The sequence below is a fragment of the Jiella flava genome (genome assembly GCF_017349315.1).
In the GTDB taxonomy this organism is placed as follows: domain Bacteria; phylum Pseudomonadota; class Alphaproteobacteria; order Rhizobiales; family Rhizobiaceae; genus Jiella; species Jiella flava.
Window position 1 is genome coordinate 364,356 of the sequence record NZ_JAFMPP010000001.1, and the last position, 19,339, is coordinate 383,694.

The 19,339-nt window shown below is 62.1% G+C and carries 15 protein-coding genes; 3 read left to right on the forward strand and 12 right to left on the reverse strand.

The features are described 5' to 3' along the window. Nucleotides 1-47: 47 nt before the first annotated feature. From J1C48_RS01690 to J1C48_RS01700, 3 genes are all read right to left on the reverse strand, one after another. Nucleotides 48-428 (reverse strand): PH domain-containing protein, encoded by a 381-nt coding sequence (locus J1C48_RS01690; protein ID WP_207256119.1) that lies wholly within the window; start codon nucleotides 426-428, stop codon nucleotides 48-50. Between the two features lie 222 nt (nucleotides 429-650). Further along, nucleotides 651-1,388 (reverse strand): crotonase/enoyl-CoA hydratase family protein, encoded by a 738-nt coding sequence (locus tag J1C48_RS01695; protein WP_207255912.1) that lies wholly within the window; start codon nucleotides 1,386-1,388, stop codon nucleotides 651-653. After that, on the reverse strand, nucleotides 1,385-3,196 hold the full coding sequence (locus J1C48_RS01700; protein WP_207255913.1) for an acyl-CoA dehydrogenase family protein: 1,812 nt from the start codon (nucleotides 3,194-3,196) through the stop codon (nucleotides 1,385-1,387). The genes J1C48_RS01695 and J1C48_RS01700 overlap by 4 nt, the downstream gene beginning before the upstream one ends. A 222-nt stretch (nucleotides 3,197-3,418) precedes the next feature. On the opposite strand from J1C48_RS01700, the gene J1C48_RS01705 reads away from it, so the two are divergent. After that, complete coding sequence (locus J1C48_RS01705) at nucleotides 3,419-4,261, forward strand: fumarylacetoacetate hydrolase family protein (RefSeq protein WP_207255914.1); 843 nt, start codon at nucleotides 3,419-3,421, stop codon at nucleotides 4,259-4,261. Nucleotides 4,262-4,287: 26 nt separating this feature from the next. Here the strand turns inward: J1C48_RS01705 and J1C48_RS01710 are convergent, their stop codons facing one another. From J1C48_RS01710 to J1C48_RS01725, 4 genes are all read right to left on the reverse strand, one after another. After that, entirely contained in the window at nucleotides 4,288-4,458 is a 171-nt protein-coding gene (locus tag J1C48_RS01710) for a hypothetical protein (RefSeq protein WP_207255915.1), read from the reverse strand. Continuing rightward, a complete protein-coding gene (locus J1C48_RS01715) occupies nucleotides 4,458-6,560 on the reverse strand; it encodes a 3-hydroxyacyl-CoA dehydrogenase NAD-binding domain-containing protein (RefSeq protein WP_207255916.1) in 2,103 nt (700 codons plus the stop codon). The genes J1C48_RS01710 and J1C48_RS01715 overlap by 1 nt, the downstream gene beginning before the upstream one ends. A gap of 64 nt (nucleotides 6,561-6,624) precedes the next feature. Beyond that, on the reverse strand, nucleotides 6,625-7,911 hold the full coding sequence (locus tag J1C48_RS01720; protein ID WP_207255917.1) for an acetyl-CoA C-acetyltransferase: 1,287 nt from the start codon (nucleotides 7,909-7,911) through the stop codon (nucleotides 6,625-6,627). Further along, nucleotides 7,908-10,184, reverse strand: a complete 2,277-nt coding sequence (locus J1C48_RS01725) for an acyl-CoA dehydrogenase (RefSeq protein WP_207255918.1) — start codon at nucleotides 10,182-10,184, stop codon at nucleotides 7,908-7,910. The genes J1C48_RS01720 and J1C48_RS01725 overlap by 4 nt, the downstream gene beginning before the upstream one ends. 372 nt (nucleotides 10,185-10,556) lie before the next feature. Between J1C48_RS01725 and J1C48_RS01730 the strand changes: the two genes are divergently transcribed. Further along, on the forward strand, nucleotides 10,557-11,216 hold the full coding sequence (locus tag J1C48_RS01730) for a glutathione S-transferase family protein (protein WP_207255919.1): 660 nt from the start codon (nucleotides 10,557-10,559) through the stop codon (nucleotides 11,214-11,216). 26 nt (nucleotides 11,217-11,242) lie between these two features. Here J1C48_RS01730 and J1C48_RS01735 read toward each other — a convergent pair whose 3' ends face one another. Both J1C48_RS01735 and J1C48_RS01740 read right to left on the reverse strand, forming a co-directional pair. Then, on the reverse strand, nucleotides 11,243-11,887 hold the full coding sequence (locus tag J1C48_RS01735; RefSeq protein ID WP_207255920.1) for a LysE family translocator: 645 nt from the start codon (nucleotides 11,885-11,887) through the stop codon (nucleotides 11,243-11,245). Between the two features lie 366 nt (nucleotides 11,888-12,253). Further along, nucleotides 12,254-12,970 carry an NPP1 family protein gene (locus tag J1C48_RS01740; protein ID WP_207255921.1) on the reverse strand — a complete coding sequence of 239 codons (717 nt, stop codon included), beginning with the start codon at nucleotides 12,968-12,970 and terminating at the stop codon, nucleotides 12,254-12,256. Between the two features lie 570 nt (nucleotides 12,971-13,540). Between J1C48_RS01740 and J1C48_RS01745 the strand changes: the two genes are divergently transcribed. Then, on the forward strand, nucleotides 13,541-14,761 hold the full coding sequence (locus J1C48_RS01745; RefSeq protein ID WP_207255922.1) for an argininosuccinate synthase: 1,221 nt from the start codon (nucleotides 13,541-13,543) through the stop codon (nucleotides 14,759-14,761). 111 nt (nucleotides 14,762-14,872) lie between these two features. Here J1C48_RS01745 and J1C48_RS01750 read toward each other — a convergent pair whose 3' ends face one another. From J1C48_RS01750 to J1C48_RS01760, 3 genes are all read right to left on the reverse strand, one after another. Continuing rightward, complete coding sequence (locus tag J1C48_RS01750) at nucleotides 14,873-15,523, reverse strand: hypothetical protein (RefSeq protein ID WP_207255923.1); 651 nt, start codon at nucleotides 15,521-15,523, stop codon at nucleotides 14,873-14,875. 393 nt (nucleotides 15,524-15,916) lie between these two features. After that, nucleotides 15,917-16,696, reverse strand: coding sequence for a 3-hydroxybutyrate dehydrogenase (locus J1C48_RS01755; protein WP_207255924.1), 780 nt, complete (start codon nucleotides 16,694-16,696; stop codon nucleotides 15,917-15,919). Nucleotides 16,697-17,104: 408 nt separating this feature from the next. Further along, complete coding sequence (locus J1C48_RS01760; protein WP_425523469.1) at nucleotides 17,105-18,943, reverse strand: methyl-accepting chemotaxis protein; 1,839 nt, start codon at nucleotides 18,941-18,943, stop codon at nucleotides 17,105-17,107. Nucleotides 18,944-19,339: the final 396 nt, after the last annotated feature.

Consider the following 19,339-nt stretch of genomic DNA (forward strand, 5'->3'; position numbering starts at 1 on the left):
GTCATCGAGCGGTCACAACCGCGTCTCGAGGAAATAGGTCTTACCCATTATCGACGCCCCAGAACCCCTTCGGCCAAGGCTTTTTGAATGCCGGCAATATTCGAGCGACGCGACAGCTCGCGGTGCAGCGGCGGCTGCCCGCTGATCCAGATCGTCATCTCGGAATCCACATCGAAGGTTCCCGCCGTCTCGATCGAAAAGGTGCTGATCGCCCGATAGGGAATCGAGGTGATATTGCGCTTGCGCCCGGTCATGCCCTGCTTGTCGACCATGATCAGCCGCAGATCGGTGAAGACGAGCATGTCTCGCACCACCATGAAGGCCAGCTCGATCTCCTCGCCCGACACTAGAATCGGCTCCAGTTCGCTGCGCACCGTTTCGACGTCGACATCGCTGGTCAGGCCCATCAGGCCGGATAAAAGTCCCATCCCCGTACCACTCATTGCAGCTTCGATCGCGCCGACTTTTCCGTCATCCGGCGCCCGCGGATGAAGATAGGCACCCGGCGCTCGATGTCCGCAGGCTTCTCGAGATTTCCCCAGCCCGTGGCTGCCGACCGAAACGCTTTTCTCGGTCAAAACTTGCATGCAGTAGCATCGCAACACATCGATCGCGCGGTGCGCATCCGTTGCGGGCGGGCCGAGGCGGGATCAGCGATGCAGGAAGGCGGCGAAGGCGGCGCGGGCTTCGGAGGAGCGGAGCCTTTCGGCGAAGATTTCGAGTTCCTGACCGAGACGGCCGCGGATATCCTCGCGGGTGCCCTTGAGCAGGTCGCGGGCGATCCGCAGCGCTTCCGGTGGCTTTTGGGCGAGCCTCGCCGCCGCCGCTTGCGCTTCGGCCTCCGGATGGTCGGTGATCTGATAGACGAGACCCGCTTCGCGGGCTGCTTGCGCGTCGAAGGCATCGCCGAGAACCAGGAGAGCAAAGGCTCGCTGGTCGCCCATCAGACGCGGCGCGATCAGGCTGGAGGCCGCTTCCGGCGTTAGGCCAAGATCGAGAAAAGGCGTGCGAAACAGCGATCGCGGGCTGGCATAGGCAAGATCGCAATGCATCAGCAGCGTCGTGCCGATGCCGATCGCAAGGCCGTCGACCGCCGCGATCGTCGGTTTGGGGGCCGCCGCGAGTTGATGCAAGAAGTCCCGGGTCTCGGAGGGGAGCGCGCCACCCTCGGCGATCGTCATGAAATCCTTGATGTCGTTGCCAGCTGAAAAGGTCCCCGGCACTCCGGCAAAGACGACGGCGCGAATGACCTCGTCGATCGAAGCCTTTTCAAGCGCTTTGTTCATGCCGTGATACATTTCGCGATTGAGCGCGTTCTTCTTCTCCGCCCGGTTGAGGCGAATGATCATCACGCCGTCGGCGACGGTCGTCTGAATGAGATCGGTCATGACTGCGCCTTTGCTGCGAGAAGATCGTGGGCCGCGGCGAGGCTGGCAGCACCGAAGCGAACGGTCCGCCTCAAGGCGGCCGTCTCCGGCACGAGATTTTCGGCGACGAAGCGGCAAAGCGCAACGCGCTCGGGATCGGCTTCGGCGAGCGCCCCCTTGGCGATCAAGGCACCGCCGGCAGCAAGGCCGAACAGCTTCAGATAGGGCGCCGCCCCTGCCAGCGCGGTGTCCGTTTCGCCGCTCCGCAGAAGCTCCAGAAGGAAATCGGTCGCCGCCGTCAGATCGGCGGTCGCGGCCGCAAGGCAGACAGCCGTCTCACCAAAATCCGGCGCGTTGCGGCCGGTGAGCTCGGTCACGATCGCCTCCAGTTCGCCGATGAAGGCCGAGACCGCCTCGCCTCCCGATTGACCGATCTTGCGGGTGACGAGATCGATCGCCTGAATGCCGTTGGTGCCCTCGTAGATCGGCGTGATGCGGGCATTTCGCAGGAGGCGCGCGGCGCCCGTCTCCTCGACAAATCCCATGCCCCCATGGACCTGAATGCCGAGCGAGGCGACCTCGCAGGCCGCATCGGTGGAAAACGCCTTGGCGATGGGGGTGAGCAGATTGGCCCGCTCTTGCCAGGCTTTTGCCTTGTCCGGATCGCTCGCGCCATAGGCCCGGGCGCGATCGATCGCAACGGCGCAGGAGAAGGCGATCGCCCGCGAGGCCTCGGTCAAGCCCTTCATGGTCAGCAACATGCGCGCGACATCGGGATGGCCGAGGATCGGGCTCATGCCGCCGGCAGGCTCGGCGCCGGGGGCCAGCCGCGTCGCCCTGCCCTGGCGGCGCTCCGCAGCATAGGCCAGCGCTTTCCCGTAGGCCGCGTCGGCGAGCCCCACGCCCTCCATGCCGACCATCAGCCGGGCATTGTTCATCATGGTGAACATACAGGCCAGACCGCGATTTTCCTCGCCGACCAGCCAGCCGATGGCGCCAGGCTCCGCGCCGTCGACCGTGCCCTCGCCAAACAGCATGGTGCAGGTGGGCGAGGCATGGATGCCGAGTTTGTGCTCGATCGAATGGCAGAAGACGTCGTTGCGCCGACCTGGCGCGCCGGCCTCGTCGGGGAGAAATTTCGGCACGAGAAACAGCGAGATCCCCTTCACCCCGGCCGGGGCGTCGGGCAGGCGGGCGAGCACCAGATGGATAATGTTCTCAGTCAGATCATGCTCGCCATAGGTGATGTAGATCTTCTGGCCGAAGATCCGGTAACTGCCGTCGTCGCGCCGCTCGGCGCGGCTGCGAAGCGCGGCAAGATCCGAACCCGCCTGGGGCTCGGTCAGGTTCATCGTCCCGGCCCACGTACCGGAGACAAGTTTCTCCAGATAGATGCGCTTCAGCCCCTCGGAGCCATGCTTGTCGAGTGCCTCCACCGCACCCGCCGTCAGCAGCGGGCCCAGTGCGAAGGGCATCGAGGCGAAATTCCACATTTCGGCAACGGCTGCAGCCAGAGCCGTCCCCAGCTCCTGTCCGCCATAATCGGCTGGGCCGGCAATGGCGTTCCAACCACCGGCCGTCCAATCACGATAAAGCTCGCGCCAGCCCTCCGGCATGGTGACCGCGCCGTTTTCGAAGTTTGCGCCAACCTGATCGCCGATCGCATCGAGCGGCGCCATGCGCTCGGCGGCAAATTTTGCCGCCTCATCCAGAACCGCATCGACAAGGTCCGGCGCAAGATCGGGAAAAAGTCCCTCGGCCATCGCAGCGTCGAGGCCGGCGATGGTCCTGAGCGTGAAGGCGATCTCTCTGACGGGTGGCTGCGGCATGGTTTCCTCTCCTGCGGATCCAAGGTGGCGCCAATTCCGCGCCAGCCAAGAAAATTATTAGATATTCCTTTGACTTGCCTCGGCAGCTCCATCGACGGAGCGACCGTTGAGTTCCATATGCCCCTGCGAAAGTTGCCGTCTCGATTGTGCACTCGCTGACGACGATGAGGAACCTTGCGGGCCCGTCGGCCATTGACGCGAGCGAACGAAAGGGAGGTATGCATGCGTCTTGTTCGGTTTGGCGATCGCGGCGCTGAACGACCGGGTCTCATCGACGAGCAGGGCACACTCAGGGATCTTTCGAGGCATGTGTCGGCGCTCGACGGCGCCGCGCTGGCGCCGGGCAGCTTGGCGGCGTTGGCGGCGATCGATCCGACCAGCCTGCCGCGGGTGGCCAAGGGCACGCGGCTGTGCAAACCGATCGAACGGATCGGCAAAATCGTCGGCATCGGCCCGAACTATGCCGACAGCGCCAGGCTTGCGGGCTTTCGCATCAATCCCGAGCCGACGTTGTTCCTTAAGGCGGCGACGAGCGCCTGCGGGCCGACCGAAGCCATCGAAATTCCCAAATTGGCGGCCCGCGTCGACTGGGGCGTCGAGCTGGCAGTCGTCATCGGCCGCACCAGCAAATATCTGAGCGTCGAGGCGGCCGAACAGGTCATCGCCGGCTACTGCCTCGCCAATGACATCACCGAACGCAATTTCCAGCTCCAGCGGGGTGGGCAGTGGACCAAGGGCAAGAGCCACGACACCTTCTGCCCGCTCGGGCCCTGGCTGGTGACGCCAGACGAACTGCCCAATCTCGATGCCATCGAAGTCTGGCTCGACGTCAATGGCGAGCGTCAACAGACCGGCTCGACGAGCGCGATGATCTTTAAGATCCCGTATCTCGTCTCTTATGTCTCGCGCTTCATGCGGCTTGAGCCGGGCGACGTGATCCTGACCGGCACGCCGGCCGGAGTCGGCCTGTCCTACGATCCGCCGCGATTCCTGAAGCCCGGCGACCGGGTGCGCCTTGGCGCCAGCGGTCTCGGCGAGCAGGACTGCCTCTGCGTCTCGGCCTGAATGAATAGCGGGCGGCGAGGCGGGCCTCATCGCCCGCCCCCGCCCGGCCGATCCGCACTATGCAGTAAGGCGGCCGGAAGCACCGCTCCGGTGAGACGCTCGCCGAGCCCGAGCGGCAGGCCGAGGACGATCGTCCGCCCGACCCGCTCGACGATCGCTTGGGCGAGCGCGTCGGCGTCTTGGAATCGCTGGGGCATCACCCCTTCAGCCGCTCCCAGCCCGGATGTGGGGAAAAGCGTGGTCCGTGCTTGGCCGCAAGTTCCTGCATCCGTGTGACGATCGCGTCGATGCCGCGCTGGCGGGCGTAGTGGACGGGCCCGCCGCGGAAGGGCGCAAAGCCGGTGCCGAAGATCATCGCGCCATCGGTGATCTCTTCATCGGTGATGACGCCTTCGTCGAGGCAGGCGACGACGGCGTTCAGCATCGGCAAGATCAGCCGATCGATCAGGTCCTGATCGTCCTTGGCATCATCGGGAAGCGCGTCGGTCGCGACCTTCTTCGGCTTGCCATCCTCCCCGTAATCGTAAAGGCCGCGGCCGGTCTTGCGGCCAAGCCGCTTTTCCTCGACCATCTTGGTCAGCCAGCCCGGCGCCGCCGGCAGGGTGTTTTCACCGAGGCGCTCGCGCAGCGACGTGGCGACGTCGAGAGCGATATCGAGACCGACCTGGTCGGTCAGCTCGATCGGCCCCATCGGCATGCCGAACTCTTCGGCCCGCTGATCGATCCGCTCCTTCGGAAGACCTTCGTCGAGGAGGACCAGCGCCTCGGCCATATACGGCGTCAGGGCGCGGTTGACGAGGAAGCCCGGCGCCGAGGCGACGGGCGCCGGAAGCCGCGAGATTTCGGCGGCAAAGGCCGTGGCTCGGCGCTCGGTCTCCGGCGCGATGGCGTCGTGGCGGACGATCTCGACGAGCTGCATGCGCGAGACCGGATTGAAGAAATGCAGGCCGACGAAGCGCGACGGGTCCTTCAGCCCCGAAGCGAGATCCGCCAACGGCAGGGCCGAGGTGTTGGTGGCGAGCAGCGCGCCGTCCTTCAGCTTCGGCTCGATCTCGGCGTAGATCTTATGCTTCAGCGCGATCTTTTCCGGCGCCGCCTCGATGACGAGGTCGGCATGGGCGACGCCGAGACCGTCGGGATCGGGGATCAGCCGGTCGAGCGCGTCGCGCACCTTCAGAGGATCCTTCAGCGCCCGCTCGAGCATCTTGGTCGCCTTGCCGATGGCCTTGCCGATCGGCTCGACCTTGATGTCGCCGAGAGTGACGAGAAACCCCTGCGCCGCAGCCCAGGCCGCGATTTCGCCGCCCATTGCGCCGGCACCGATGACGTGGAGATGGGACACTCCCGAGGCGCCTTCCTTGAGGCTTTTCATCTTCTCGCGCAGGAAGAAGACGCGGACAAGATTCTTCGAGGTCTCGCTCTCGATCAGCCTGGCGAAGCTGTCGATCTCGGCCTTCTGCATGGCCTTGGGATCGCCGCCGTTCTCCTCCCACAGATCGATCAGCCGGAAGGGGGCGGGATAGTGCTCCTCCTTGACCTTTTCGGCCGTCTTCTTGCGCATCATCCGCGCGGCGAACGACCGCGCCGGCTTGAACGCCATCGCCTTGCCGGCAAAGGACTGGGGCTTTTTGCGCAAATCCCCGTAGAAAGCCGCCTCGACGGCACTGGCGACATGGCGTTCCTCGACCACGGCATCGACGAGGCCGACCGATTTCGCCCGCTTGGCTGGCATCGCCCGGCCGGTCAGCATCATCGTCATCGCCTCGACGGGATCGGCCACCGCCGGCGCGCGGACGGTGCCGCCGAGCCCCGGATGCAGGCCGAGCATCACTTCGGGAAAGCCGAGCGAGGCGTTGGCGACGGCGATCCGCCGATCGCAAGCGAGCGCCAGTTCCAGCCCGGCGCCGAGGCAGTGGCCATGGATCACCGCGACGGTCCGGCAGGGCAGCGCCGCCAGGCGGTCGAGCACCTCATGGCCCTGCGTCAGCGCAGCCTTGATGTCGGCCGTCGAGGCCCCGACGAACTGGTTGATGTCGGCCCCGGCGGCAAAGCCCGCCCGCTTGCCGGAGCGCAGAACGACCGCCGCCGGCTTCTCGGTCTCAAAGCGCGCAATATGGATCGCGAGCTCTTCCAGCATCGGCCGATCGATGGTGTTGACGCTCTTGTCGCTACGGTCGAGCACCATCCAGACGATGCCATTGTCGTCGGTGGCGACCTTGAAATGGCCACTCGGCTCGGCAAAGCGCGCCGGCCCCAATTCGAGAGTACGCTCGGAAAGCGCCTTCAGCATCCTGCCCATATCGTCCGTTTCCGTCCGCTTCGTTCGCGTTCCGTCGTTTATCGACGCTGTGCCGAGCGCCCGCTCAGGCCGCTTCGAGCAGCATCGCTCCGCCGAGGCCGCCGCCGATGCATTGGGTGGCGATCCCGCGCTTTTTGCCCAGCCGCTTCAGCGTATTGGCAAGATGCAGCGTGATGCGATTGCCGGAGGTGCCGACCGGATGGCCGAGTGCGATCGCGCCGCCATCGACATTGAGCTTGTCATGGTCGATCTTGCCGCCCCGACCCTCCAGTCCGAGCACGCCATCGGCGATATCGGGCTGGTCGAGCGCGGCGACGCAGGAGAGCACCTGCGCGGCAAACGCTTCGTTCAGCTCCCACAGATCGACATCGGCGACACTCATGTCCTGCCGCTTCAAAATCGGCGCGACAGCGGTCACCGGGCCCAGCCCCATGATCGAGGGATCGAGGCCGCCCCAGTCGGAATCGACGATCCGGGCAAGCGGCGTCAGCTTGTATTTGTCCACCGCGGATTCCGAAGCGAGAATATTCCAGGACGCGCCGTCGGTGATCTGCGAGGCGTTGCCGGGCGTGACCTTGCCGTAAGGCCGCTCGAACACCGGCCGCAACCTGGCGAGATCCTTGACCGTGGTGCCCGGCCGAATGCCGTCGTCATGGTCATAGGCCCGGCCGTCGCGGGCGATCGCCGGCAGCATCTCATCCTTGAGATAGCCCTTCTCGGTCGCCTCGCCCAGCCGGCGATGGCTTTCCACCGCATAGGCGTCAGCGTCGCGCCGCGAGACGTTGAAGAGATGGGCGAGGATCTCGGCGGTCTGGCCCATATTGAGATCGGTGATCGGGTCGGTAAGGCCGCGTTCGAGGCCGATGACCGGCTTCAGATAGCCCGCCTTCAGCCGGGTGAAGACCTTCGCCCGCTCGCCGACGCTTTTGGCCCGGTTGAGCGCCGCGAACCACTCCACCGCGCCGCGCCGCAGCACCAGCGGCGAATGGCTGAGCGCCTCCGCGCCGCCGGCCAGCACGATCTCGTGGGTGCCCCGCTCGATGTAGCGGAAGGCGGTGTCGAGCGACTGCATGCCCGATCCGCAATTGATCTGCACCGTGAAGGCCGGCGTCTCGTCGGACAGGCCGAGCCGCAGAGAGGCGACCCGCGCCGGGTTCATCTCGTCGGCAATGACGTTGACGCAGCCGAGGATGACGAGATCGATCGCCGAGACCGGAAAGTCCTGCCGCAAGAGCAGCGGCCGGCCGCATTGCACGGCGAGATCGACGGGGGTGAAAGGACCGGGACGTCCGCGCGCCTTGATGAAAGGCGTGCGGGCGCCATCGACCAGATAGACGGGTTGTGCTGTCACTCGGCAGCCTCGCGCGATGGCATTGCGTCGGTGCCGGCCTTGCGCTGGGTGGCGTGTTGGTCGGCTAGCGGCGATACGACATGCGGATCGTAGGCATCAACGGCCACCACCTTGGCGACGGCGGCCTTCGCCTCAACGACACGCTGGTATTCCGCTTCGGTGATAACGCCCGTATCGCGCGCGGCAAGGGGATCCTTGAGCTTCTTTTCGCGCATTTTCTTCTCGATCGGCGCGTTCTCGCAGACGAGTTCGAAGGCGTATTCGAGATCTTTCACGGCGTGATCATCATGGCCCTCGCCGAGATAAAGATCCGGCGTCAGGCGGTCACGCTGGGACGAGGCCCGCATCACCATGCCGGCGACTTCGCTGGTGAGTTCGTCCGACGGTTCCTCGTATGGCACACCCAGCGGAAAGGCCAGGAAGCGGACCAGAACTGCGGCCCAGCGCGCCGGCAGATTGTTGAGCACACCGTTGAAGGCGACGCCGATCCGGCAATAACCCTTTTCCATGATGTATTCGATCAACGGCTTGTCGGCTTCCGGCCGGCCCTCGACCTCGAAGCGCTTCAGCGCGGCGCCGAGCAGGTAGAGCTCCGCGAGGATGTCGCCGAGACGCGCCGACAGCATCTCCTTGCGCTTCAACGCCCCGCCAAGGGTCAACAGCGACAGATCGGAGAGCAGCGCAAAGGCCGCCGCATAGCGCGACAGCTGGCGCCAGTGGCCGGTGAAGGCCGCATCTTTCGGCGCCGGGGCGGCGAGGCCGCCGGTCCAACCGCGGGCGAACGTGCGCCAGGCGGTCTTCAGCGAATGGCCGACATGGGCCCAGAAATGCTTGTCGAATTCGGCAAGGCCCTTCTCGCGGTCCTCCTCCGACAGCGCCAGCATTTCCTTCAGCATGTAGGGATGGGCGCGGATCGCCCCCTGCCCGAAGATCATCAGATTGCGGGTGAGAATGTTGGCGCCCTCGACGGTGATGCCGATCGGCACCGACTGGTACATCGGCGCCAGATAGTTCTTGCGGCCCTCGATGATGCCCTTGCCGCCATGAATATCCATCGCCCGCTCGACGCATTCCCGCATGCGGTAGGTGGCGTGGGCCTTCATGATCGCCGACAGCACCGACGGCTTGTGGCCCTGATCCAGCGCACCGACCGTCAGACGGCGCGCGGCGTCGATCTGATAGGCGTTGGCGACGATTTCGGCGAGCGGCTGCTGGATGCCCTCGAACATGCCGATCGGCACGCCGAACTGGGTGCGCACGCGAGCGTAGGCACCGGTCACGCGGGCGCAATAGGCAGCCGCTGCGGCCGACTGCGACGGCAGCGAAATCGAGCGACCGGCAGCCAGCGCCGTCATCAGCATCGTCCAGCCCTGGCCGATCTGCGCCTCGCCGCCGAGAATCCAGTCGAGCGGGATGAACACGTCCTCACCGGACAGCGGGCCGTTCTGGAAATAGGTGTGCAGCGGAATGTGCCGTTCGCCGTGGGTGACGCCCGGTGTCGAGGTTGGCAGCAGCGCGACGGTGATACCGAGATCCTCGCCGCGGCCAAGATGATTTTCCGGGTCGACCATCTTGAAGGCAAGCCCCATGACGGTCGCGACCGGGCCAAGGGTGATGTAGCGCTTGTGGAAGTTCAGCCGCAGGCCGAGAACCCGCTCACCCTCATGCTCGCCATATTCGACGATGCCGGTATCGGTCATCGCCGCCGCGTCGGATCCGGCGTCCGGCGAGGTCAGGCCGAAGCAGGGGATCTCGCGGCCGTCGGCAAGCCGCGGCAGCCAATAGTCGCGCTCTTCCTTGCGGCCAAAATGCAAGAGCAGCTCGCCGGGGCCGAGGGAATTCGGCACCATCACCGTCACGCCGGCGACGACGGAGACCGACGACACCTTGCGCACAATCTCCGAATGGGCGGTGTTGGAAAACCCGAGGCCGCCATACTCCTTCGGAATGATCATGCCGAAGAACTTCTTCTCCCGGAGGAACTTCCAGACCTCTTCCGGCAGATCGTGGTCTTCGGACGTGATCTTCCAATCGTCGATCATGGCGCAAAGTTCGTTGACCGGGCCGTCCATGAACGCCTGCTCGTCCGGCGAAAGCCGTGCCGGCGGCGTCGCGATCAATTCGTCCCAGTTCGGATTGCCCGAGAACAACTCGCCGTCCCACCAGACGGTCCCGGCGCTGATCGCTTCCGATTCGGTCTTGGAAATAGCGGGCATGACGCCCTTGGCCCATGCAAAGATCGGGCGGGTGATCTTGTCCTTGCGAAACGACATGGAAGGGCTCCCTTTGACCTTCTGTGCAGGGCTAATGCCGAAACGGCCCCAACGGTTGCGCATTTGGCAGCGTCATACTCGACTTTTACGTAAACGTCAAAGTTACCTTGGGCGAAATTCGCATTGCTATGTGCCGGCGGAACTCGGCGCGCCCACTTCTCGCCGTCCATCCGCGGGTCGCCGCATAGCCGGCCCTTGCTACCGCCACCCAAATCTCCGCGACATACGCGTTTGCTGCCAAGATAAGGCTCGCCCGGCATTCGGCACCGCACTAAATCGTGAGTCCGTATCGCCGCCATGACGCTTCTCGCCATAACGTCGGCGCCGGCCTCCCATCATGGCTTCCTCCTCTCCTTACAGGAGTTTTGCGCCTTGCTGACCGTTCACCACCTTAACAATTCCAGGTCGCAGCGGGTTCTTTGGCTGCTCGAAGAACTCGGCGCCCCTTATGAGGTGAAGCGCTACGAGCGCACCAAAGACCTCCAGGCGCCGCGCGAGTTGAAGCAAGTCCATACCCTCGGCAAGTCGCCGATAATTACCGATGATGAGCGCACTGTCGCTGAGACCGGCGCGATCGTCGAGTATATTCTCGCCAAGCATGGCGACGGTCGGCTGATGCCGCCGCATGGCAGCGACAACTACTGGCAGGCGCGGCATTTTCTGCACTATGCCGAGGGCTCGGCAATGCCGCCGCTCTTCTTGACGCTGGTCCTGCAGATGATCCCCGACCGGGCCCCGTTCTTCGCCAAACCGATCCTCAAGACCTCGATGGAAAAGGTCGACGAACTTCTCGTCCGGCCGCAAATGACGCTGCACATCGATCATTGGGAGCGAGCGATCGCCACCACCGGCTGGTTTGCCGGGCCCGACATCAGCGTCGCCGACATCATGATGAGCTTTCCGGTGGAAGCGGCGGCGCAGCGTTTCGGCTACGAAAACCATCCCCGCCTCAGGGATTTTCTCGTGCGCATTCACGAGCGCCCGGCCTATCGTCAGGCGCTGAGACGCGGCGGTCCCTACGCCTATGCGTGACGCCGCCCTCTGGGGCTGCCGATCCGTCACCGCCCCTGCGTCATCAGGATCTTCACCGCGAAGGCCGAAAACACGCTGGCGAACACCCAGTCGATGGATCGAGTGATCTTCGGACGTTGTCTCAGCGCTGCGGCGAGCCTGTCGGCTGCGACGATCATGGCAATGCAGAACGGCGCGGAGAAAACAATGAAATAGACGCCGAGGAAGAACAGCTTGCCTGTCGCGTGCGGATCGCCCGCCGCGACGAACTGCGGCAGGAACGTGACGAAAAACAAGATGATCTTCGGATTGGAGAGATTGATACCAATGCCCGTCAGCCAACTGGCCTTGAGCGACGGCGGCCGCTTTTCCGCCTGGCCGTCGAGCTTAAACGTCGAGCCTGAGCGGATCGCCTGCAAAGCGAGATAGATCAGATAGCCGGCACCGCAGATCTTGAGCCCCAGAAACGCTTGCGGCGACGCCGCGATCAGCGCCGAAAGGCCGACGGCCGCGAGGCTTGTGTGGATGAGCGAGCCGGTCGACGCACCGGCGTAGGCGGCAATACCTGCAGCGCGCCCACCGGCGAGTGTCCGGCCGAGAAACAGCGTCATGTCCGGGCCCGGCGTGATCGTCAGGACCAGGCAGGCGAGCGAGAATGCGATCAGCGTGGAGACATCGGGGATAAAGGTCATGGGCAGCTCGATCGTTGGCGCGGCAGACCTCGACTTACGACATTTCACAAGCGTCCTACAGCATCGGCGTGAAATTCGGGATCGATTTTCGGCAAAGCACGATGCGGAGGATCAATCAAATCGCGCGTCCTGTGTGCTTCCTGCCGAACGTATGGCGCACTGAAGAGATCGGTGACCCTTAAGAGGCGAGAAGCGATCGCGTCGGCGAGCCCGGCCGATCACCAGCGCGTCTATTCTTTCGGGAGACCATGACGCAGAGAGTGCGGGTATTGGCCGGTGTTAACACCGGCCAATACCCGTTTTTAACGCCGCTTCCCGTCCCGTCCGTTCTCGCAGACGGCGAAACCGCGGCTCATCGGACTTTCATTACATGAAAGTCTTGGCAAGCGTCGAGCCGAAGGTGCGATCCGTGAATTTCGGGGACGCCGCACCGAAATTGGTCGTGTTCAACGCATTGCGAGCGGCCGGGGTGAGCGCGCCCCAATCGATCAGCGGCTGCTGCCCGCCCTGCTTCGAAGTCGAGTCAAGACGGTGATCCGTCGGCCAAATCGACTTATAGGCGATCTTCGGGTGGGTGCCCGCGAGAAAGCCGTATTGGACAAGCGCTGCATAGGACTCTTTCCCGTAGCCGCCATGCTGCGAATGAGCGACGCCGAAGATGCGCGGATTCGCCACCTTCGGATTGTCGATCCACACGACGATCTCCTCCCAATCGTGCCGGTGGCCGATGCCTTGCGACGGCTCATCCTTGGGGAAGTACCAGCTGTACACGATTCCGAAGTGACTATGATACCAGCCGCCGCGGGCATAGACTTGGCCGACGCTGTGGGCGCAGTTGCTGGACGAGGCGCCCGTCGGCTTCAGACCACCGCTGGTGTTGCCGGCGGCATCGACAGCCGGAAACGGCACGCAGCCGTTAACGACATCGAGATAGGGTTTGAACTTCAATTCCCATGCGGCACCGCGCTGGGCGAACGGCTTGACCTGGTCGTGGGGGATTACCCCAGCGTAGCTAACGGTCAAGGTCGCAGCGGCCGCAATCAGCACCACCGCGCTCTGAAGAAGAGTCGATTTCAGTTTCATCGCCGTTTCCTTTCTTTTTTAGATTAAAATCCGATTTTCCGACACCATTTCGCTGTCTTTTAGCCGAATTCGGATTGATGGACCAATCGATACGGATTTTCGGAGATAAAATTCTCATATTGCCGTTGCATTAATTCAAAAATATATCAATACACGGCAAGATCGCCTTTTAGCGAACTTTAATTGCGAGAAATTTCTCTTCTATAATCCGCTATACATTTGATATTTTTCTGTATTTCAAGAAACAATCAAAAGTTTTTGTGCGATTTTTTGTATTATTTTGTCTTTGCTATGATATATTTTCATGCAATTTGATTTTAGTTATCAAATACAATTATTCAAATGACAAGTTAATGAATTTATATAAAATGCAATGTATCAACAAAAATAGCTTTTTAGCCGGTTTGAGGATTTCGAATATCAAGGACGTCGACAGCCCACACGCCGGTCCACTCGGCGACCAATGGCATCCAGCCAGCCGGAAGGCCGCGCGGCCAGTCGCTGTGGGTTGCTTTCGCCGAGCCAACGTGTAGATGCGCTGTCAATACTGGTTTTTGATGAAAGACTCCGATGGCCAAAACACGCGACGTCAAGAAGGTCGTCCTCGCCTATTCAGGCGGTCTCGACACCTCGATCATCCTGAAATGGCTGCAGAGCGAACTCGGCGCGGAGGTCGTCACCTTCACCGCCGATCTCGGCCAGGGCGAAGAACTCACGCCGGCGCGCGAAAAGGCCGAGCGTATGGGCATCAAGGAGATCTACATCGAGGACGTGCGCGAAGAATTCTGCCGCGACTTCGTCTTCCCGATGTTCCGGGCCAACGCTGTCTATGAGGGCACCTATCTCCTCGGCACCTCGATCGCCCGGCCGCTGATTTCCAAGCGCCTCGTCGAGATTGCCCACGAGACCGGCGCCGACGCCATCGCCCATGGCGCCACCGGCAAGGGCAACGATCAGGTCCGCTTCGAGCTGTCGGCCTATGCGCTCGATCCGGACATCAAGGTGATCGCCCCCTGGCGCGAGTGGGACTTCAAGTCGCGCACCGATCTCATCGACTTTGCCGAAAAGAACCAGATCCTCGTCACCAAGGACAAGCGCGGCGAGGCCCCGTTCTCCGTCGACGCCAACCTTCTGCACTCCTCGTCGGAGGGCAAGGTGCTCGAAGATCCCGCCGAGACGCCGCCACCCTATGTCTTCATGCGCACCGTCTCGCCGGAAGACGCGCCCGATCAGCCGACGATCGTCACCATCGGATTTGCCAAGGGCGATCCGGTGTCGATCGACGGCCAGGCGATGAAGCCGCATGAGCTGCTCGCCGCGCTCAACGATCTTGGCCGCGACAACGGCATCGGCCGGCTGGATCTCGTCGAGAACCGCTTCGTCGGCATGAAGTCGCGCGGCATCTATGAGACGCCCGGCGGCACGATTCTTCTCGCCGCCCACCGGGCGATCGAATCGATCACCCTCGATCGCGGCGCGATGCATCTGAAGGACCAGCTCATGCCGCAATATGCCGAGCTGATCTATAATGGCTTCTGGTTCTCGCCCGAGCGCGAGATGCTGCAGGCCCTGATCGACAGGAGCCAGGACCACGTCGAAGGCGAAGTCCGGCTGAAGCTCTACAAGGGCAACGTCATCGTCGAAGGCCGCTCCTCACCGAAGTCGCTCTATTCCGACGCGCTCGTCACCTTCGAGGATGATCACGGCGCCTACGATCAGAAGGACGCCGCCGGCTTCATCAAGCTCAACGCTTTGCGCCTGCGCACGCTCGCCAAACGCGACGGCCGCTGAGCATCGGCCTGTCAAAAGGCAATATGACAAGGCCCCGCCGAGCACTCGGCGGGGCCTTGTTGCTTCGAGCACAGCGGCAAAATCCCGACAGACCCGCGCCGTCACGCTGGATCAAAAATCGATCCAGCCACTGTGGCCGAATCCGAGGCAACCCGCGACGCCCGCGGCCACGGCGACCGCGGCGCTCGCCAGCAGGATCACCCCAGTCCGCGTGCCATCAGACGACAATGCATCCAGCTCGGCGGCACTCTCGGTACGCATGCGCTCGGTCAGGGCATGCGCAGTATCACTGAACTTGCGGCCAAACTCGTTCATTTTCCGCAGAGTATCACGCGCGCGATCATTGTCGTTTCGCAGACTATGGGCGACGGCCTGTTCGGCGGAAACTGACGCCGCCATGGACAGTGCTTTTAGCTTCTCCAGAGTTTCTTGCTCCCAGTGCAGTTTTTCACCGGCACGCTGCAGCGACATTTCCGTTTCCCAGATCGACTTGCGCGTGAGCGCTACCGCGTCTTTGGCTTCCTGGCTCGCACCATCATAGGCCAACGCCTGAAATGCACCGGACGTCATCTGCGTGATGTGGTGGTTTCCATTGATCACCTCGTCGATGCCCGCCTCGCGGTTCTGCATAAGCTCGGTGTATTTATGATGGATCTTATCCAAGCGCACCGCGGCATAAGCGACAATGCCCAGATCGATCACTGTAAGACTGGCGACCAGCAAGATCATCTTGGCTGAAATTTTTGCGGGAATCAGTATCATTATGCAACTCAGCATTGCCGTGCACGGCTTCCGCGACACAATGTAGCGGAATGGCAGGTCATCCAAGTCGCTTCTAAAACGGCTTCTTTGACAAATTTAATAACACTAACGCAAAAAATGCCATAATATCTGAAATTGAATTTCAGTTTTACATATAAATTGCTTTCCGTGCATTTTTATCGGTGATTTGATTTACAAACAACAGGCAAGCAGGAGATGGCTATTTCACTCTACGGTAGTTCGATTCCACAACAGCGTAATCCGATGAAAATCGACTCGAATCGAACCGATTCGGCGTTCGAAAAGCGCATTGGCGGGCGCTCAGCACCAATGCAAAGTCGCCGCACGCCTCGCGAACCGGCCTCGCATGACAATCAACCAGCCTGTTGCCGATCAGGCCATGTACCAGCCGTGGCTCGGCACGATCGACTGGCCGGTCAGCGCATTCGACTTGAAGCTCGCCAGGAACAAGGCGACGTCGGCCACGTCCTCCATGGTCGTAAAGGTCTGATCGACCGTGTCGCCGAGCATCACCTTGTTGACCACCTCCTCTTCCGAGATCCCGAGATTGGCGGCCTGTTCCGGGATCTGCTTTTCGACCAGCGGCGTTTTCACGAAGCCTGGACAAATTGTGTTCGAGCGCACGCCGTGCTTGGCACCCTCTTTGGCCATGACCCGGGCCAGCCCCAGAATGCCGTGCTTGGCCGCGACATAGGCGGTCTTCAGCGCCGATGGTTCGTGACTGTGAACCGACCCCATGTAGATCAGCGAGCCGGACTTGCGGGGATACATGTGCTTCACACACGCCTTGGTGAGGAGAAAGGATCCGTCGAGATGAATGGTCACCAGCTTGCGAAATTGCTCATAGGGAAATTCTTCGATCGGATGGACAATCTGGATGCCGGCATTCGAGACCATGGTGTCGATGCGGCCATAACGCTCGGCGACCCGATCCACGCCGCGGTTGACGGCCGCTTCGTCGGTGACGTCCATTTCGATGGCAAGAGCATCGCCGCCCGCTGCGCGGATTTCGGCCGCGGCTTTTTCAGCGCCCTCCATGTTGATATCGCAGATCGCGACCTTTCCGCCCTCGCGGGCGAAGGTGTTGGCAATGGTTCGGCCGATTCCCGAGCTGGCCCCGGTAATGACCGCGACGTTTTCGGCAAGTGTCATGACATCGCTCCTGGCTGTTCGCTTCTGCAGCAAATGGATGGCGACGGCCGGACAGCAAGATGATTTTCAGACCTGACCGAAGTTTAACCTGATGGCGCCGGCGTGCCGCGCTTCGGTACGGCCGCAGGGGGCAACCGATCCAGCGCCTTTGCCCATCATCCCGGATCGCGGGCCACCTGTCGAGCAGCACCGCCCGTGACCTAAAAAAGCGGGGGCGGCATCGGCCACCCCCGCATCGCGTCTGCAGCTCGAGCATGATGCCGAAAAGTTTGCATGACTTTTCGGGTCACATCATGCGGCAAAACAATGGCTTAGAGCGAAATGGCGATTCCGGTTCATCGCATTCCGCTCTAATGAGGTGAGGCTCACGCGCGTTTCACCCAGCCGGGTTCTGCGCTCATGCCGGGATCAAAACTCCTCCCAGCTTTCTTCACTCGCCGCCGGAGCCTTGGCAGCACCGCCACGCCCCGTCGCGCGCATCTGCGGCACCGGCTTGGCGGCGGACACCGGCCGTGCGGCTCCCGCTCGGGACGGCGCGCCGCGCCCGATGCTGCCAGTGAGCGTCTTGAACCGCGACACCGTCTCGGCGAGACCGTCGGTCTCCTTCGACAGCGTCTGGGCCGCAGCCGTCGACTGCTCGACCATCGCGGCGTTCTGCTGCGTCACCTTGTCCATCTGATCGGCCGCGCCGGAAACTTCCTTCAGGCTCGTCGCCTGCTCGCGGGCCGAATCGGCGATCGCGGCGACCACTTCGGCCATGCCCGCGACCTCGGTCACGATCTCCTCCAGCGATTTGCCCGAGGCGGTGACCAGCTCGACGCCGCGCCCGACCTGCTCCGAAGACGCGGTGATCAGGCTCTTGATTTCCTTGGCGGCTTCCGCCGAACGCTGGGCAAGACCCCGCACTTCCTGAGCGACGACGGCAAAGCCCTTGCCGGCCTCCCCGGCCCGCGCCGCCTCGACGCCGGCATTCAAGGCCAGAAGGTTGGTCTGGAAGGCAATCTCGTCGATCACCGAGATGATCTGGCTGATCTGCTGCGACGAAACCTCGATTTCGTTCATCGCCGTCACTGCCTGGGAGACGATCTCGCCGCCCTTCGTCGCCTTGCCCCGCGCCTTTTCTGCGGTCTTGCGGGCTTCGCTGGCGCCCTCCGCGGTCTGGTTGACGGCGCTCGACACTTCGCCAAGCGCCGCCACCGTCTCTTCGAGCGAGGCCGCCTGCTGTTCGGTGCGCTGGGCCAGATCGTTCGACGCGACGGTGATTTCGTTGAGGCCGGTCCGGATGGTGCCGACGGCACCGACGACCTGGCCGATCGCCTGTTCCAGTTCCTCGACCGAGGAATTGAACTTTGCCCGGATCGGCTCGAATTCCGGTGCGATCTTGCCGGTCATGCGCACCGTGAGGTCACCAGCCGAGAGCTGATCGAAGCTGTGATCGACGAGGCCCATGAATTCGCGCAGATCTTCGGCCTTGGCGTTTTCCAGATCGGCCTGGCGTTGCTTGGCGGCAAGCTGAGTGGCCCGCGCCTCTTCGGCTTCGGTTTCCAGGCGCTCCTGCTCGATCGCCGCCTCCTTGAAAACCTGAACGGCACCGGCCATTTCGCCGATCTCGTCGCTGCGGTCGCGGGCCGGGATCTCGACGGTCTTGTCGCCAGAGGCAAGACGCCGCATCGCATCAGTCATGCTCCGCACCGGAGTGGCGATCGTCTTCGCCAAAAAGAACGCCATCAGAGCAGCCACAGAGGCGGAGATAATGCCGCCTACGATGATGGTCGTATTCGATAGCGCCACGGCCGAACGCTGCGTCTCGGACCGCACGCCGAGAAGAGAGGCCTCTTCGCGTTCCATGCTATCGAGAAGAGCATTGATCTTATCGATCTCGACTTTACCCGGACGGCTGCCGAGGTAATGATGGGCCTTTTCCTCGCCTTCAGTCGCTACAATTCTTTTCGTCGCGTCGACGACCTTTGCACGCCACTGCGACACCAAGCCGTTCAACTGACTGACACGCGCCTGCTGAACCACATTATCGGACGTCATCTCCGCAAATTTTGCAATTGCTTTCGACGCGTTGGACTTGCCCGTGTCGGCACGCGGCAAGAAGCTGGCGTCATCTGACATAGCATAAGATAAGATCGCCGCCTCTTCATCGATCAGACCTTTTCGGATCTCGTCGATCTCGGAAAGCACCCGATAGGTATGCTCGTTCCACGCCGTCGCGGTGCGGGCCTGTTTCGTGCTGTACATCGAAACCGCACTGACGAGTGCAGTTATCAAGATGACGCTAGCGAATGCCAACCAGAGTTTGGCGGAGATTTTGAGTGATTTCGGCAGCATAAAAAGACATCCAGCACTTAAGATTGAATTCTGAGCATCACGGCAGCGGTTGCGCGAACTCTGCCATGAGTTCTACAGAAATTTCGTTGCGCTTGACTTAACGGAATATAATAACTCTTTATTACAATTCTGTATTGAAATCAGATTACAGGCGATCTAGCAAAAATTCCAAATAATTCTCAATCACATTGGGATTTTAATACTAAAACAACCAAAGGTTATTTCTTCCTTAGCTGATCGCGCAGTCAATACCCCTCCGCCGAACCCGTCTTCGCTGTTATTTCGTGAACATCAACGTCATCATAT

What these genes read in the sequence shown, in the direction of transcription:
- J1C48_RS01690 (WP_207256119.1), bottom strand. Translation starts at nt 428, where the DNA reads ATGGGACTTTTATCCGGCCTGATGGGCCTGACCAGCGATGTCGACGTC.
- J1C48_RS01695 (WP_207255912.1), bottom strand. Translation starts at nt 1,388, where the DNA reads ATGACCGATCTCATTCAGACGACCGTCGCCGACGGCGTGATGATCATT.
- J1C48_RS01700 (WP_207255913.1), bottom strand. Translation starts at nt 3,196, where the DNA reads ATGCCGCAGCCACCCGTCAGAGAGATCGCCTTCACGCTCAGGACCATC.
- J1C48_RS01705 (WP_207255914.1), top strand. Translation starts at nt 3,419, where the DNA reads ATGCGTCTTGTTCGGTTTGGCGATCGCGGCGCTGAACGACCGGGTCTC.
- J1C48_RS01710 (WP_207255915.1), bottom strand. Translation starts at nt 4,458, where the DNA reads ATGCCCCAGCGATTCCAAGACGCCGACGCGCTCGCCCAAGCGATCGTC.
- J1C48_RS01715 (WP_207255916.1), bottom strand. Translation starts at nt 6,560, where the DNA reads ATGGGCAGGATGCTGAAGGCGCTTTCCGAGCGTACTCTCGAATTGGGG.
- J1C48_RS01725 (WP_207255918.1), bottom strand. Translation starts at nt 10,184, where the DNA reads ATGTCGTTTCGCAAGGACAAGATCACCCGCCCGATCTTTGCATGGGCC.
- J1C48_RS01735 (WP_207255920.1), bottom strand. Translation starts at nt 11,887, where the DNA reads ATGACCTTTATCCCCGATGTCTCCACGCTGATCGCATTCTCGCTCGCC.
- J1C48_RS01740 (WP_207255921.1), bottom strand. Translation starts at nt 12,970, where the DNA reads ATGAAACTGAAATCGACTCTTCTTCAGAGCGCGGTGGTGCTGATTGCG.
- J1C48_RS01745 (WP_207255922.1), top strand. Translation starts at nt 13,541, where the DNA reads ATGGCCAAAACACGCGACGTCAAGAAGGTCGTCCTCGCCTATTCAGGC.
- J1C48_RS01750 (WP_207255923.1), bottom strand. Translation starts at nt 15,523, where the DNA reads ATGATACTGATTCCCGCAAAAATTTCAGCCAAGATGATCTTGCTGGTC.
- J1C48_RS01755 (WP_207255924.1), bottom strand. Translation starts at nt 16,696, where the DNA reads ATGACACTTGCCGAAAACGTCGCGGTCATTACCGGGGCCAGCTCGGGA.
- J1C48_RS01760 (WP_425523469.1), bottom strand. Translation starts at nt 18,943, where the DNA reads ATGTACAGCACGAAACAGGCCCGCACCGCGACGGCGTGGAACGAGCAT.